This window comes from Aeromonas sp. 84A, from assembly GCF_051919345.1.
GTDB classification, from domain to species: Bacteria; Pseudomonadota; Gammaproteobacteria; order Enterobacterales; family Aeromonadaceae; genus Aeromonas; species Aeromonas veronii.
The window spans coordinates 3726267-3740589 of sequence record NZ_JBQBEW010000001.1 but is presented as its reverse complement, the minus strand read 5'-3'; the positions used below and the strand labels follow the sequence as shown (position 1 = coordinate 3740589).

13 protein-coding genes, 1 tRNA gene and 1 pseudogene are annotated in these 14323 nt (G+C 62.4%); 1 reads left to right on the top strand and 14 read right to left on the bottom strand.

What is annotated here, in order from left to right; all coding sequences use genetic code 11:
• Window positions 1-99 precede the first annotated feature (99 nt).
• Window positions 100-187 (top strand) — tRNA-Ser (locus ACTG20_RS16875).
• A gap of 138 nt (window positions 188-325) precedes the next feature.
• Here ACTG20_RS16875 and exeN read toward each other — a convergent pair.
• From exeN to ACTG20_RS16805, 14 genes and pseudogenes are all read right to left on the bottom strand, one after another.
• Entirely contained in the window at window positions 326-1093 is a 768-nt protein-coding gene (gene exeN, locus ACTG20_RS16870) for a GspN family type II secretion system protein ExeN (RefSeq protein ID WP_194496483.1), read from the bottom strand.
• On the bottom strand, window positions 1090-1581 hold the full coding sequence (gene exeM, locus ACTG20_RS16865) for a GspM family type II secretion system protein ExeM (protein ID WP_005338305.1): 492 nt from the start codon (window positions 1579-1581) through the stop codon (window positions 1090-1092). Before exeM ends, exeN begins: the two co-directional genes overlap by 4 nt.
• Window positions 1578-2762, bottom strand: a complete 1185-nt coding sequence (gene exeL, locus ACTG20_RS16860; protein WP_429032117.1) for a GspL family type II secretion system protein ExeL — start codon at window positions 2760-2762, stop codon at window positions 1578-1580. The genes exeM and exeL overlap by 4 nt, the downstream gene beginning before the upstream one ends.
• Before the next feature lie 122 nt (window positions 2763-2884).
• Window positions 2885-3886: a GspK family T2SS minor pseudopilin variant ExeK gene (gene exeK / locus ACTG20_RS16855; protein WP_216951476.1), complete on the bottom strand. Its 1002-nt coding sequence runs from the start codon at window positions 3884-3886 to the stop codon at window positions 2885-2887.
• A gap of 112 nt (window positions 3887-3998) precedes the next feature.
• Window positions 3999-4646 (bottom strand): annotated as a pseudogene (gene gspJ / locus ACTG20_RS16850) (type II secretion system minor pseudopilin GspJ); the annotation flags it as partial.
• Window positions 4643-5002 (bottom strand): GspI family T2SS minor pseudopilin variant ExeI, encoded by a 360-nt coding sequence (exeI, locus tag ACTG20_RS16845; RefSeq protein ID WP_021229089.1) that lies wholly within the window; start codon window positions 5000-5002, stop codon window positions 4643-4645. The pseudogene gspJ and the gene exeI, both read right to left, overlap by 4 nt.
• Window positions 4999-5571 (bottom strand): GspH family T2SS minor pseudopilin variant ExeH, encoded by a 573-nt coding sequence (gene exeH, locus ACTG20_RS16840; protein ID WP_194496479.1) that lies wholly within the window; start codon window positions 5569-5571, stop codon window positions 4999-5001. Before exeH ends, exeI begins: the two co-directional genes overlap by 4 nt.
• A 38-nt stretch (window positions 5572-5609) precedes the next feature.
• Complete coding sequence (gene exeG / locus ACTG20_RS16835; RefSeq protein ID WP_005338297.1) at window positions 5610-6041, bottom strand: GspG family T2SS major pseudopilin variant ExeG; 432 nt, start codon at window positions 6039-6041, stop codon at window positions 5610-5612.
• Between the two features lie 97 nt (window positions 6042-6138).
• Entirely contained in the window at window positions 6139-7359 is a 1221-nt protein-coding gene (gene exeF, locus ACTG20_RS16830) for a GspF family T2SS innner membrane protein variant ExeF (RefSeq protein ID WP_005338296.1), read from the bottom strand.
• A 1-nt stretch (window position 7360) separates the two neighbouring features.
• The gene (gene exeE, locus ACTG20_RS16825) at window positions 7361-8866 is read right to left on the bottom strand and encodes a GspE family T2SS ATPase variant ExeE (RefSeq protein ID WP_005338295.1); all 1506 of its coding nucleotides are present in this window, start codon (window positions 8864-8866) and stop codon (window positions 7361-7363) included.
• Window positions 8866-10905, bottom strand: a complete 2040-nt coding sequence (gene exeD / locus ACTG20_RS16820; RefSeq protein ID WP_194496478.1) for a GspD family T2SS secretin variant ExeD — start codon at window positions 10903-10905, stop codon at window positions 8866-8868. Before exeD ends, exeE begins: the two co-directional genes overlap by 1 nt.
• A 21-nt stretch (window positions 10906-10926) precedes the next feature.
• The gene (gene exeC, locus ACTG20_RS16815; RefSeq protein WP_129504515.1) at window positions 10927-11760 is read right to left on the bottom strand and encodes a GspC family type II secretion system variant ExeC; all 834 of its coding nucleotides are present in this window, start codon (window positions 11758-11760) and stop codon (window positions 10927-10929) included.
• 227 nt (window positions 11761-11987) lie between these two features.
• Window positions 11988-12683 carry a GspB family T2SS assembly factor variant ExeB gene (gene exeB, locus ACTG20_RS16810; RefSeq protein WP_194496477.1) on the bottom strand — a complete coding sequence of 232 codons (696 nt, stop codon included), beginning with the start codon at window positions 12681-12683 and terminating at the stop codon, window positions 11988-11990.
• The gene (locus ACTG20_RS16805; RefSeq protein WP_194496476.1) at window positions 12683-14251 is read right to left on the bottom strand and encodes an ExeA family protein; all 1569 of its coding nucleotides are present in this window, start codon (window positions 14249-14251) and stop codon (window positions 12683-12685) included. Before ACTG20_RS16805 ends, exeB begins: the two co-directional genes overlap by 1 nt.
• Between the last annotated feature and the right edge of the window lie 72 nt (window positions 14252-14323).

Sequence of the window (14323 nt, the reverse complement as noted above, 5' to 3'; positions counted from 1 at the left end):
AACAATTTCAAGCCACCTGCCATTTTGCTCCCGCACACTATCCCACAGGAAATATGTATTGCATATGAACAAGGGCTTAGCGTAGTATGCACGCCGTTCGGAGGGGTGGCAGAGCGGCTGAATGCACCGGTCTTGAAAACCGGCGATGGGCGACCATCCGTGGGTTCAAATCCCACCTCCTCCGCCATATTCAAAGAGAAAGCCCAAGCGGTCACCCGCTTGGGCTTTTTTGTATCTGCCGTATTTGGCATTTCAACGGACACGTCACATGGACGATGAAAATGGCTCGGGTTGTCCCTGAGCCATTTTCACCTTGAATGATGGCTTAGATCCGCCCCTGATAGCGCAGGGGGAAGCGGCCCTGACTGTCGGGCTGGCCGAGGAAGGGGAGCCCTTGCTGCATCTGCGGTGGCAGTGCCGGGCCCGGTTTCAGGGTGCCCTGGAACAGGTATTGGCCATTGGGTTGCAGCTCGAGGCGACCCATGGTCTGCACCGCATCGGAGCCCTGCTTGAGTTCGGCCACCAGTTTGGAGTCGAGGCAGGTGAGCTTCAGCTCAGGATCGGCCAGATCCAGCTTGCCCGCCGGGGTATCGGCGCTGGCGTTGTACCAGTCGAGGTTGCCGTAGAGGTTGTCACACCAGGGGTTGCCCTGGGCAAACTGCTCCACTTTGAGCTGCAGCTGGCCGGTGACGATGATCGGGATCGGCAGGCGCATCGGCACCCGGCTCAGCAACCAGGGGGCGGGGGCGTTGAGGGTCAGATCCCGGCCGAAGGCTACGCCATTCCAGCCGACAACGCCCTGCCCGTTCAGCCCGTTGCGATCGCCAAAGCGTATGGCCACTTCGGGGGCGAAGCGCAGTAGCGACCAGCCGTTGAGATCCCAGCGCAGTTGGTTCACCGATTCGCTGGCATATTGCAGTCGGGCGATCTGGCCGTTCCAGAGGGTGCCGCTCACCCCTTCCAGTTTCAGCAGGTTGGCAACATTGGCAGGCAGCGGCAGATGGCGAGCCACCAGTGCCGCGGGCAGGGTGGCCAGCAGGAAAACCAGATAGGCTGCCAGAAACAGGCTGGCAATCAGGATGCGTTTTTTCATTGTGGACGACTCAACTGCAAACGTCTGACCTTGACCAGACCCGGGGCCAGATCCTCGCGGGCGATCTCGATGATTTGAACCTGAATGCCGTGCTGCTCCACCAGCGTGGAGAGCCAGAGCAGCAAGTCATCGAACTGGACCGTGTCGATCCACACTTGCAGCTCCTGCGCCTGGGGTTGCAGCCGGGCAATCTTGATCTTGTGGTTGAAGGCGGTGCGGTTGACCACCCCTTCAAGGGTGCCGCTGGTATCGATCTGGCGACCCGAGCCACCCTGCATGGCCAGCACCTCTTCCCCCTTCTCCTTGAGCCAGGCGAGGGTCTGCTGCTGGTTTTGCACCTGCCGCTCCCGCTCTGCGATGCGGTTGGCGATGGGCTGCCAGACGCTCCAATAGAAGAGACCGACCAGCAGCAGAACGCCGCCTGCGACCACCAGCCGCTGTTCCCGTGCGGTGATGCCGTGCCACCAGCTCTGCAATTTTTCCATCATGATGATTTACCCTTGAGCACCAGTGCGCCCTCTACCTTGCCCTCGGTGCTGCGCACCTCGCCTTGCTGTACCTCGAATTGCTTGCCAGCCAGCTCACGGAACCGCTCGATCTCGGCAAAGCCGGGGGCGGTCACCTGCAGCCGCAGCTCGCGGCGACTGGCATCAAAGCGCATCACCTGTGGTTTCAGACCGGGTACTTCGGCAAAGGTGGGGGCCAGCTCGGTGAGCATCAGCAGCACGCCGTTTTGCGGGGCTTGTCCCAGCTGTTGCAGATGCTGGTTCATCTGGCTGCGCACGTTCACGATGCGGCTCTCACCCGGGAAGATGCGGGTATAGACGGCGCGGATCTCCGCCTTGAGGGCCTTGTCCTGCTCGGTGAGCTGATAGAGCTGCACCCCGCGCTGGCCGAGGGCCACCAGCAGCAACAGACCGGCGGTGATGACCACCTTGCGCCACTGCAACCAATAGCGGGCATATTCGGTCTGCGGCCGGTAGGGGCCGGTCAGCAGGTTGGCCCGGCAGGTGAGGGCCCCCTTGGCCAGCAGCAGCATGGGCAGCTCGGGCTCCGCCGCCTGCCAGTTGGCGGCGGCAATGGCGGGCAGCGGGGTGTGGCTGTGGATGGTGACTGGCTCGACTTCGGTTGCCAGCAAGATGGCCAGCAGCGGTTCGTCGGCGACGATCCCCTGACAGGGCCCCTGGCGTACCAGCCACTCATTGCCGAGTTGCAGCGCAGACCAGCCATCAGCGGCCTGTGGCAGCGCCAGCACATCGGGCAGCAGTTGCAGGCTCTTGAGGCCAGCGGCATCGAGCCAGCCGAGCCACTCGGCCATCTTCTGCCGATCCACCGCCATCAGGTCGACCTGTTGCCCTTCGTGGGCCAGCACCACCAGATGGAGCTCGTCCACGTCGGAGGCGATCTGCTCCTCCAGCAGGTAGGGGAGGGCCGCCGCCGACTGGCGGTTGTAGCGACCCGGCAGGGTGACGCGCCGGAAGATCAGATCGCTGCCCGGCACCAGGGTGACTACGGGGCGGCCACCGGCCCGCTCCTGCAGCTCGCCCAGGGCATCGGCCGAAGGCAGGGTGCCGGAGGCGATGATCTCCTGCTCCTGACCGGACCAGACCAGCCAGGCCACAGGTTGTTGTTTATTGGTCCCCAGTCGGATGACCAGACTTTCGCTCACGCATCTCTCTCCTGCGATACCGGTTTGCAAAGGGCGTTGTGCGCCCTGGCAACCGGTGCGCAGCCCGCAGGCTGCATCCAACATCTCTCGTACCCGCAGGCGATGGCCTGCAGGTGCGCTGTTTATTCGGCGCCGCTACTGAGACGGCGCAGCATCACCAGTTTATTGTCCTTGCCCCGCTGGAACAGGGTTTCGAGCCAGGCCCGGTTGTCGCCGACCTCGGCCACGACTCGGGCTTCGAAGAAGTCGCTCTTGACCACCAGCGCCTCTTTCAGCCCTTTCACCGAATCGACCGGAGCGAGCATGTCTGTCATCAGCTTGCTCTCTTTCCACCCCTTCTGTGGCCGCTCGTTCAGTACTCGCTTGGCGTCATCCAGCCCGATAGTGCCCAGATAGAGGGCGACCAGCAGCTCGGGGCGCTGGGGGGCAAGGGTATTGATATTGATCTTCAACTTGTCGCTGGGCAGGGTGCAGACGTAGGGGGCCAGTTTGGCATAGACCCGGGCCGTCACCCCGCGCACCGCCCTCAGCTCGTCCTTGCCCAGCATCCACTGGTTGGCGGTCAGGTAGGGTGGCTTGAGCCCCTCGTAATAGGCGTCCTCTGCGCCAAGGCTTGAGACCAGCACCGTATCCTTGTCGGTCCAGTCACGGATGGCATCGGTGAGCTGGGCCGCCTCGTAATCATCCATCGCCAGCTGTTTGAGCAGTTCGCGAAACACCTGCACCGGATAGGGCTGCTGCGCCAGCTCCTCGCCGCTCCCCGCCTTGGAGGCCACGCTCAGGCTGTTGAGGTTGAAGCAGGATTGCAGGTCGGTCACCTCGCCTTTGAGCTGGCCATCATCCACCGGAAACACAGTGTTCTTGCGGGCCCAGTTCTGGCTGAGGTTGACCACCTCGGGGTTGTCCTTGAAATCCTGCGTCAGCACCTTGCTTACCAGCGCCTCTGCCGAGAGGGCATACCACCACGCCTGTTTGCCTGTGGTGATGTTGGCGGTGCGGCGCAGCTCAAGCTGCAGGCGGCCGCTCATATTGCTGGCGATGATCACCATCACCGAGAGGATCAGCAGCACCACCAGCAACGCCATACCGCGCTGGTGACCGGGGGCGGCGAGATTAGCCCGCATTGGCGCCCCCTCCGTTCTGGCTGTCACCATTACCGCCATTGGTATTGCCGTTGCCGCCGTTGTTCCCGTTATTGCTGTTGTTGCCGCCCCCCTGGTCGGGGTTGCTGCTTTGGCTGTTCTCTTCGGCGCGCTGGCCACCGGCGCCAATCAGGAACTGACGGCGAATGGTGCCGTAATCCTCCAGATCCAGCTCCACTGCCAGCCCGTGGGGCAGCACGCTGCGCTGGCTCCACTCCTCTTTCCAGTTGCCCTTGTCGAAGAAGTAGAGGCGAAACGCAGTGACCCCTGTCAGCACCGGTTGGATGCGCGGCTCGGTGCCGATCACCGGATCCGGATAGAGGTAGCTCAGGCGCTCCAGCTTCTGATCCTTGAGACGCCAGCCGACCCGCTGCAGATGGGAGCGGGGCAGCATGCCGTCTGGATTGAGCCAGCCGCTGCGCATAAAGGCCATGCCCCAGTCATCGCTCTGCTGGCCGAAGCGGGAAGCCGCCAGCAGTACCTTGTTGTTCTCCCCCTCGATACGACCGCTGCGCGGCACCATCTGGGTAATGTCTCGCTCCAGCAGGGTGAAGGCGAGTTGCAGTTCGTTGAGGCGGGCCTCCTTGCGCTTGGCCACCTCGTCGCTGGTGAGCACCCCCTGCAGCACCTGATAGGCGCCCATGCTGAGAGTGGCGAAGATGGCGATCGCCACCAGCATTTCGAGCAGGGTGAAACCGGCGTGACGGACGGGGCGAGGCGTGCGGGCGGATAGCTGGGTCATCGGCTGATATAGGTCCGCATCATGGCGACCGGGTTCTCGGCCTTGGCCTCGGTACGCACTTCCATATCGAGCGCCCGGAAGTTGTTGTCGGCGGTGGCGACGCCGCGATAGCGCCAGTACCAGGTGCTGCCCGCCATCTGCTCATCCCCTTCCACCCAGCTGTCACCGGGCCACTTGTTCTCGAGCTTCTGTTGCACCAGCTGGTTCTCTACCACCCAGGTGGCGAGTGTCTTCTGTTCCAGATAGTTGAGGGCCGAGAGGTGTTCGCTGGCGGTCTTCATCACCGCGAGACCCGCGATGGCAAAGACGGCCAGTGCGACCATGACTTCGAGTAGTGTCATGCCCCGGGCTTTCATTCGCTCACCTCTTCATCTTCATCGCCTGTGAGCAGGGTGAGGCGGCCGAACTCGTCTCCCTTGACGATGCGGGTGTAGCGGGCATCCTCATCCCGCTGGCTGAAGGTGAGCACGAACGGGCTCAGCTCACCGCCCGGGAAGATGAGCAACTGCGGCGTGCGCTCCTTCTCGTCGCGCTTCTGTTCGGTTTTCTCGTCGGAGTCTGGCTGCCAGCCAAAGCCTTCCAGCTCCAGCGCCAGCGTCATGTTCTCGGCCAGTTGCACCGGCCCAAGTTGCTTGTCGCCAGTCAGGGCCAGCCACTTGCGATCCTTGGCCTGACGCTGCATAAACTGCCAGCCGTTATCCTCGATGCGAATGCCTACCAGCCGACCATCCATCACCGCATACTCCTGCGCCAGCTGCAGGGTCGCCATCAGGCGGCGCGCCTGCTTATCCAGCTCCCGATCTCCTTTGGCTCCTCCCATGCTGAGGGTGACGGCGGTGGCCACCAGCCCCATCAGCATGGCGACCAGCAGAACCTCCAGCAGGGTAAAGCCGGATTGGCGATGAAAGGAGAGAGACCGCTTCATGCAGTCAGCTCACAAGGCGTGTGGTGGCGGCACATCACTTATTGGAAATCCTTCAGGTTCCAGTTGCCGATGTCGTCATCGGTACCGGCTTCACCATCCAGACCCATGGAGAAGATGTCGATCTTGCCGAACTGGCCCGGGCTCAGCAGCTGGTACGGGTTGCCCCAGGGATCTTGCGGCAGGCGCTTGATGTAGCCGCCATCGCGGTAGCTGCGCGGCGCCGGATCGATAGAAGGCTTGGTCACCAGCGCGTCCAGACCCTGTTCTGTGGTCGGGTAGCGGTTGTTGTCCAGCTTGTACATGTCGAGGGCGTTTTCCAGCGCCACGATATCGGAGACCGCTTTCTGCTGGTCAGCCTTCTCCTTGTTGCCCATCAGGTTGGGCACCACCAGACTGGCCAGAATGCCGAGGATCACGATGACCACCATGACTTCCAGCAGGGTAAAACCGGATTGACGACGTTTGTTCATGAGTTGCTCCGTAACGAATGAGATGGGATGGCCCATCAGAGAGTGATCACTGGGTGGGTTCGACGGGCCGCCAGCGGCGCCACCGAACACCGGAAACTTACATATTCACCATATTGTTGAGCTCGAGGATCGGCTGCAGGATCGACATCACGATAAACAGCACCACCCCGGCCATGGAGACCACCAGCATGGGTTCGAACACCCCGAGGGCGATATTGACCTGGGATTCAAACTCCCGATCCTGGTTGTCTGCCGCCCGCTCCAGCATGCTGTCGAGCTCGCCGCTCTGCTCGCCGGAGGCGATCATGTGCAGCATCATGGGTGGGAAAATCTTGGTCTCGGTCAGCGACTTGCGCAGACTGGTCCCCTCGCGCACCCGTTCGGCGGCCTCGAGAATGCGCATTCTGGCAAAGTCGTTGGAGAGCACTTCGCCGGAGATCTTCATCCCCTCCAGCAGCGGCACCGCACTGGCGTTGAGGATGCTTAACGTGCGGGCGAAGCGGGCGGTGTTGAGACCGCGACTGACCCGGCCAATCACCGGCAGACCGAGCAGCACCTGATGCCAGCGTCGGCGGCGTTTTTCATCGGTGAGCCACCAGCGCCAGACAAAGCTGCCAAGGAAGATCAGCAGCAGGAACCAGAGGCCGTAGGCTTGCATCAGCTCGCTGGTGCCAATGAGAAAGCGGGTGGTGCCCGGCAACTGCTGGCCCATGTGTTCAAACTGGGCCACCACCTTGGGTACCACGGCGGTAAGCAGGATCGAGATAACCCCGATAGCGACACAGGTGAGCACGATGGGGTAGATCATCGCCTGCAGCAGCTTGGTACGCATATGCTGGCGCTGCTCGGTGTAGTCGGCGAGGCGGTTGAGCACCTTCTCCAGATGACCCGACTTTTCACCGGCCGCCACCATGGAGCGAAACAGCTGGTCGAACACATGGGGAAAAGCCCCCAGCGAGTCGGCCAGCGAATAGCCTTCCACCACCTTGCTGCGCACGGTCGCCACCAGAGAGCGCAAGTGGGCCTTTTCGCACTGCTCGGCCACCGCTTTGAGCGCCTCTTCGATGGTGAGACCGGCCCCCACCAGGGTGGCCAGCTGGCGAGTGATCAGGGCCAGCTCGGCAGTGCTGGCACCGCGCCGAAACAGGGCGAAGCGGGTCGCTTCCCGTTTTGCCTTCTCGGTGGTCTCGTTCACCTCGAGGGGGGTGAGCCCCTGCTCGCGCAGCAGCTGGCGCACTTGGCGGGCGGAATCCCCCTCCATCACGCCGCTCTTGCTGCGCCCCTTGTTGTCGAGGGCCTTGTATTCGAATGCCGCCATCTCAATCTTCCCGGGTCACGCGCAGTACCTCTTCGAGGCTGGTCTGCCCCTTGAGGACCTTGTCGATGCCGTCACGGCGGATGCTGGGGGTGTGGCCGCGGATCAGCCGCTCGATGGCGAGCTCGCCGCTCGCACTGTGAATGGCTTCACGCACCGCTTCGTCGATCACCACCAGCTCGTGGATGCCGGTCCGGCCACGGTAGCCGGTGTGGTTGCACAGCTCGCACCCGACCGGGCGCCATACCTGCTGATCGGGGGCCAGCTCGATGCCCATGGCGAGGCGCTCCTGCTCGGTGATGGGGCGCGGGGCGCGGCAATCGGGGCAGAGGGTGCGCACCAGTCGCTGGGCCAGCACCGCCAAGAGCGACGAGGAGAGCAGGAAGGGTTCGATCCCCATGTCACGCATCCGGGTGATAGCGCCGATGGCGGTGTTGGTGTGCAGGGTCGACATCACCAGGTGACCGGTCAGCGACGCCTGCACCGCAATCTGGGCGGTTTCCAGATCTCGAATTTCCCCCACCATCACCACATCCGGATCCTGACGCAGGATGGCGCGCAGGCCGCGGGCGAAGGTCATGTCCACCTTGGTGTTGACCTGGGTCTGGCCCACCCCTTCGAGGTCATATTCGATAGGGTCTTCCACCGTCAGAATGTTGCGATCCCGCGAGTTGATTTCTGACAGCGCCGCATAGAGGGTGGTGGATTTACCGGAACCGGTCGGGCCGGTGACCAGAATAATGCCGTGGGGCTTGCGAATAAGCTCGCTGATGATGGTGCGGTTGGCCGCGGTCATCCCCAGCTGCTTGAGCTCGAGGCGCACGTTGTTCTTGTCGAGCAGACGCAGTACCACTCGCTCGCCGTAGCTGGACGGCATGGTGGAGACCCGTACGTCGACGGCGCGGCCGCCGATACGCAACGAGATACGGCCATCCTGCGGCACCCGCTTCTCGGCGATATCCATCCGCGACATCACCTTGATCCGCGAGACCAGCAGTGATGCCAGCTTGCGATGGGGGCGCAGGATCTCCCGCAGTACCCCATCGATACGAAAACGGATCACCAGTGCCCGCTCGAAGGTCTCGATATGGATATCGGAGGCCTCTTCCTTGATCGCCTCGCTCAACATGGCGTTGATGAGGCGAATGATGGGGGCGTCGTCATCGGCATCCAGCAGATCTTCGCTTTGCGGCAGCTCTTCGGCCAGGGCGAAGAAGTCCATCTCGTTGCCGAGATCTTCCATCAGCTGGCGCGCCTCGGAGGAGTCGCGCTGGTAGTGGGCCATCAGCAGCTCTTCGAAGGCCTCGTTGTCGAGCTGCTCCACCGCGAAGCTGCAACCCGCTACCCGCCGCACTTCCAGCAGGGCTTGCGGGGTGACGCCGGGGCGGCACTGCAGCACGGGGGCGCCGTCCCGCTCAATCAGGATCACCCCGAAATTGCGGGCAAAGACAAAGGGGAGCTCGGGCAGTGGCGCAGGCCCGACGCTTCCATCCAGATGGTAGGCACTCATCAGGGCTTACTCTGCACAAACGGGGTGGTGGTCTCGACAGTGCTTTGCTGTCTGCTCCGCATCTCGTTGATCTGCTTCTGGATCTCTTTTTGCAGCTCGGGCGACACCATCACATCCTGGCCATAGGCAGGCAATACCTGACGGGCGGGGGAGGTGAGATACCCCTCCTGCGAGGCGGCATTGAGCTGCTCGGCGCGGAACAGGCTGTATTTGTTGCTGGAGACACCGGTATAGACGTCCGCATCACGCAAGATGGTCGGCCGGATAAAGACCATCAGGTTGCGCTTGGAGGTGGTGTTGGAGGTTGAGCGGAACAGATAGCCCAGCACCGGGATATCGCCAAGCAAGGGCACTTTGGAGACCTGCTCCTTGGTCTGTTCGTCCATCAAACCGCCCAGCACCACGGTTTCGCCACTTTTCACCAGCACCGCGTTCTTGACGGTACGGGTATCGAAAGTGGGGCCAAGGTTGGCAGTACCGGTCGCCTGGGTCTGGGCGACGCTGGAGACCTCCTGCTCGATATTGAGCAGCACCGAATCCCCTTCGTTGATCTGCGGGGTCACCACCAGCTTGGTGCCCACCGTCTTGCGCTCGATGGTGTTGAACACCTGATCGCTGGTGGTGGAGCTTTGCGAACCGCTCTGGACCGGGACCTCCTGACCGACGTTGAAAGAGGCCTCCTTGTTGTCCATGGTGACGATACTCGGGGTGGAGAGAATATCGTTCTTGGTATTGGAGGCCAGCGCCGTGGCCAGCATGGCCCAGTCGCCGTGATAGAAACCGGCGGCCATGCCGTTGAACTCTTTCAGCAGACCGGCAGCGGTGTCGGTCTTGCCATTCTGGTAATCCTTGCCCGCCGCAATGGCGCTGCCGAGAGGCAGACCTGAGTTGGTGAACTGGGTGCCACCGCCGTTGGCATTGCCCCACTGGACGCCAAGGCTGAGGCCATCGCCATCCTGCATCTCGACGATGATCGCCTCCACCAGCACCTGGGCGCGGCGGATATCGAGCTTGGCCACCACCTGCTCCAGTTCGGACATCACGTCCGGCTGGGCGGTGATGACCAGCGCATTGGTGGTCTCGTCGGCTGAGATGGCCAGCTTGCCACCGCCGATGCTGGCGCCACCTGTGGTTGCGCCGCCACCCTTCTTGTCGGCCTCGATGCTGGAGCTGACCCCCTTGAGCACCTCGACCATGTCTTTGGCCTTGCCATATTTGAGGTAGAAGACCCGAGTGTTGCCCTGGCTCTGCAGGTCGCGGTCGAGCTGGCGCACCATCTGGATGATGCGGGTGCGCGCTTTCGGCTCACCACTCACCACCACAGAGTTGGTGCGCTCGTCGGCCACCACCTTGGGGGAGAGCAGCAGGGAGGCGGTGCCCCCCTGGGGGTTGCCATCCTTGTTGAGGTTGGTCACCAGCCGCACCATTTCACCTGCCGAGGCGAACTTGAGCTTGATGATGTCCACATCCTGATCGCCTGCGCGGTCGACCCGGTTCACCACCTCTACCAGACGATTGACCACGGCGGCGCGGCCGGTGATCAGCAGCACATTGGAGGGCTCGTAGTGCACCACGTTGCCACCACCGGCGTTGTCGTTGAGCTGGCGCAGCAGTGGCGCCAGTTCACGGACCGAGACGTTGCGCACCGGCACGACCCGGGTCACCATCTCGTCGCCCATGCCCGGGTTGCTGCCATCCACCACCGGAATGGCCGAGGTCTTGGCATCCCGCGAGCGCAGCACCTTGAGCACTCCGTTGTCCATCGGCACCACGGCAAAGCCGTAGACGTCGAGCACGCTCAGGAAGAACTGGTAGTACTGCTCCTCATTGAGCAGGTCGTAGCTGCGCACGTTGATCTTGCCGCGCACCGAGGGCTCTATGATGATGGTTTTATTGAGGTTCTTGCCCACCGTATTGATGAACTCTTCAATGTCGGCGTTCTTGAAACTGGCAGAGTATTCGGTGGCCCAGGCTGAGCCCGCCATCATCAGTGCCGCTGCGATAGTGGCCAGACGCCAGCTTTTCCCTTTAGTGGTCATTATTGGTACGACTCCAAATCATTATTCTGACAAGCGCACATAGATGTCGAACTGTTCGCCCTGTCGCTCGACGGTCACTGTCATTTCCGTTGCGCCAGCCATCTGCTGCATCGCCTGCATGGCTTGCATGTTGTCCCGTAAATCCAGCCCGTTGATGCTGATGGCCAGGTCATTGGCCTGCAGCCCGCTCTGGTTGAAAAACTCAGGATTGCTGCCCGGGTTGAGGCGATAGCCGGTCATGCGGCCATCCACCTGAACCGGTGAAATATTGAGGTAATCGGTGATCTTGCCCGGATCGGCCATCAGCTCGCTGCGCAGGGAGCCAAGGGGGGCGGTGTTGGTCTGCGGCAGCGGCTTGCCATACTCCTCGCCATCCAGCATCAGGGTCTCGTCGCGGCCATCCCGTTCGATGATCACCCGATCCGGATAGACCTGCCGGATCCGCGCCTGGGTGCCGTCAATCATGTCACCGACCCCGTAGGAGTTCTGGATGCCGGACATGGCGATGATGGCGATGGATTTGGCGGGATCCGAGCTTGCCAACACTCCGTTGAGCTGGGCATTGAGCTGGGTACGCGGCGCATTGGCGGCCACGGCGGCTTTGGCCTGTGCCTTGGGGATCGCCTTGCCAAACAGCGCCAGTCGGCTTACCTCGCCCAGTTCAAGGCGCGGGTTGCTCTGGCCGTTGACCGCCACGGCGGAGGGTTGCCACGGTTGGCTGGTTTGCGGGCTTGCCAGGGTGAGCAGACGCCAGGTGAGGGCGGCGCTCTGCTGGGCCAGCATGATCAGCAGCGCCAGAAAGGCCACCTGGGTGACTCTGGTCATGGGAAGCCGCCGGCACTGGGCCAGCAGCATGGTCAAGATGTCATCCCTGAATCGTAGCGTCATATTAATCAACAAACTCCAGGCTCTGGGGCGGCTGCGTATTGTGTACGGCGGAGTGCTGTGACACAACGGGTCCGGGCGTGCCAAACCGTAAAATTGGATATTTCATCACACCGTAAACCTTTGAATGCTCACAAAAGTGGCACTCAGGTGAGGTGCATCCTGCTTGCCAGCGAACATCAGGGTACGGTGCGTACTCACCCTCGCCAATCCTGCAGCGCCTTGAGGGTCACGCTCTGTCCGGCGACCTGCAGCACTATGTATTGCTGGTCGATGGTAGCGAGCACGACTCCCGGGGCGATTTCGCTCCCCTCCCGGTATTCCCGGCCATTGAGCACCACGGCGCGCTTGGCGGGGTTGGAGGAGAATACATGAGAGCCATAGCTCAATTGCGGGACCTGCTGGCGCACCGATTGGGGTGCCGAGCCCAGCGCCATCAACTGGGCTGGTTGCACGTTGTTCTGGCCGGTGGCGTGTGGCGTCTCCTGCAATGGGGTTTCATTGAGGGCTTTCATCAGCTGCTCGGCCAGACTCAGCGCGGGGGTATTCTCCTGACTGGTCCCTTCGTTTTTGGCTACTGCTCTGGGTTGGGCCACCGGCTCCGGCAGGGGCGGGGGCAGCGGACGGGTCACCATCGCCTTGGGTTCGACCCGCACGAAGGGCGGGGTGATCACCTCTTTCACCTCTACCTTCTCCTCGATGGGGCGCAGGTGGATCAGATGCCAGCCATAGTTGGCGCCCGCCCCCAGCAACAGGGCCAGGGGGGCCAGCAGCCAGCCGATGCGACGAGGGCTGCGCTCCTCTTCCCGGGGCATGGGCAAGCCCATGGCCGGAATATGGGCGGAGAGTTGCGGTTGCTGCGCACGGCGCAGCGCCTTGAGCAGGGTAGACATCAGGAGGCCTCCTCCAGTCTGGGCATGGGTTCACCGGAGAGGGCGTTGAGACGCAGCAGGGTGTTGCTGCCCGCGATGCCATCAGGGGTGAGCCCCTGATCCCGCTGGAACTGCTGCAGCTTGTTTTTTAGCTCGCCATCGAAACGGCGCACCTTGCGCTCGGGTTGTTGCAGCGCACGGCTCAGGGCGTTGTCGAGCCACTGGATCTGGGTCTGACCCGCATTGCTGGCGATCAGGCTGACGCCCCCTTTCGGCATGCGCCAGAGCAGGGTGTAGCTGCCGCCCCAGTTGTCGCTGAGCCACTGGCGATCCACCTGCCAGCTCTGGTCGCCGATCATCAGGCTGGCCTTGTTCGGCCCCAGATTGACCAGAGTCGCGTAGTAGAGGCCGCCAGTCTGGTCAGTGAGCGTGATCATGGCGGGATACTGCAGGGCGCGCAGCTCAGCGAGGCTTGCCTCTCCCTCCTGACAGCGCAGACCGGCACGGGGCGCGTTGTCACAGGTTGCCTCGAACGGTTCCGGTTCATAACCCCAGACCCGATAGAGATTCTGCATGGCGCTGTCGGGGTCGATGGCCTGATTGATCGCCTCGGTCAGTTGCTCCTGCTGCTCTGCGGTCTCGTCGATGGTGACCGGCACCTCGACCTTGACTACCGGACGGGTAGGGAACACGCCGAAAAATTGCCAACCCCACCAGCCTGCGGCCACCAGCAGGGCGCCCGCCAGCGTCACCATCAGACCTGAGGCCCAGCTCCCTTCGTCCCGCACGCCATTGACCTCGAAGGCCGCCTGGCTGATATCGCTGTGGACAATCTTGTAGCTGCCACGGGCGAAAGCGGCGATCAGGGCGCGGTCGCAGATGAGGTTGATGAAACGGGGGATGCCGCCACTCAGGCGATGGAGCGTCTTGATGGCGCGCGGGGTAAAGATGGGTTGTACGCAGCCTGCAACTTGCAGCCGGAAGCGGACGTAGGCATCCACATCGCTGTGAGAGAGCGGCAGCAGGTGATAGCGGGCGGTAATGCGCTGGGCCAGCTGGCGCAGCAGGGGTTGGCGCAGCATCTGTTGCAGCTCGGGCTGACCGATCAGCACCACTTGCAGCAGTTTTCGTTCGTCGGTTTCGAGGTTGGTGAGCAGACGCAGCTGCTCCAGTACGCCGGGCAGCAGGTGCTGCGCCTCATCCACCAGTACCACGCTGCGCTTGCCTGCCGCCAGGTTGGCCAGCAGGTGATCGCGAATAAGGTCGAACAGCCGCTTGATCCCGGCATCTTCGGGATAGGGGAGTTGAAACTCGTCACAGATGGCGGCCAGCAGATCCCGTTCGGTCAGAGAGGGGTTGAGGATATAGGCGATCTCGGTCTCGGCGGGGAGCTGTTGCAGCAGGCAGCGGGAGACGGTGGTTTTGCCGGTGCCCACTTCGCCGGTCAGCAGCACAAAGCCGCCGCCATCCTGCAATCCATAGTTGAGATGAGCAAGGGCTTCGCCGTGGCGCTCGCTCATATAGAGGTACTTGGGATTGGGCGAGATGGAAAACGGGTGTTCCGAGAGGCCGAAGAACTGTGTGTACATGAGGGTATTCTTTTGTAGCCGGCGACAGATGAAAAATGTCTCCGGATGATAGCAAACCTCGCTTTCATTGGA

Excerpts from the sequence above, each read along its gene's own strand:
- exeN (WP_194496483.1), bottom strand. The coding sequence starts at position 1,093 with ATGAAAAAACGCATCCTGATTGCCAGCCTGTTTCTGGCAGCCTATCTG.
- exeM (WP_005338305.1), bottom strand. The coding sequence starts at position 1,581 with ATGATGGAAAAATTGCAGAGCTGGTGGCACGGCATCACCGCACGGGAA.
- exeK (WP_216951476.1), bottom strand. The coding sequence starts at position 3,886 with ATGCGGGCTAATCTCGCCGCCCCCGGTCACCAGCGCGGTATGGCGTTG.
- exeI (WP_021229089.1), bottom strand. The coding sequence starts at position 5,002 with ATGAAAGCCCGGGGCATGACACTACTCGAAGTCATGGTCGCACTGGCC.
- exeH (WP_194496479.1), bottom strand. The coding sequence starts at position 5,571 with ATGAAGCGGTCTCTCTCCTTTCATCGCCAATCCGGCTTTACCCTGCTG.
- exeG (WP_005338297.1), bottom strand. The coding sequence starts at position 6,041 with ATGAACAAACGTCGTCAATCCGGTTTTACCCTGCTGGAAGTCATGGTG.
- exeF (WP_005338296.1), bottom strand. The coding sequence starts at position 7,359 with ATGGCGGCATTCGAATACAAGGCCCTCGACAACAAGGGGCGCAGCAAG.
- exeE (WP_005338295.1), bottom strand. The coding sequence starts at position 8,866 with ATGAGTGCCTACCATCTGGATGGAAGCGTCGGGCCTGCGCCACTGCCC.
- exeD (WP_194496478.1), bottom strand. The coding sequence starts at position 10,905 with ATGACCACTAAAGGGAAAAGCTGGCGTCTGGCCACTATCGCAGCGGCA.
- exeC (WP_129504515.1), bottom strand. The coding sequence starts at position 11,760 with ATGCTGCTGGCCCAGTGCCGGCGGCTTCCCATGACCAGAGTCACCCAG.
- exeB (WP_194496477.1), bottom strand. The coding sequence starts at position 12,683 with ATGTCTACCCTGCTCAAGGCGCTGCGCCGTGCGCAGCAACCGCAACTC.
- ACTG20_RS16805 (WP_194496476.1), bottom strand. The coding sequence starts at position 14,251 with ATGTACACACAGTTCTTCGGCCTCTCGGAACACCCGTTTTCCATCTCG.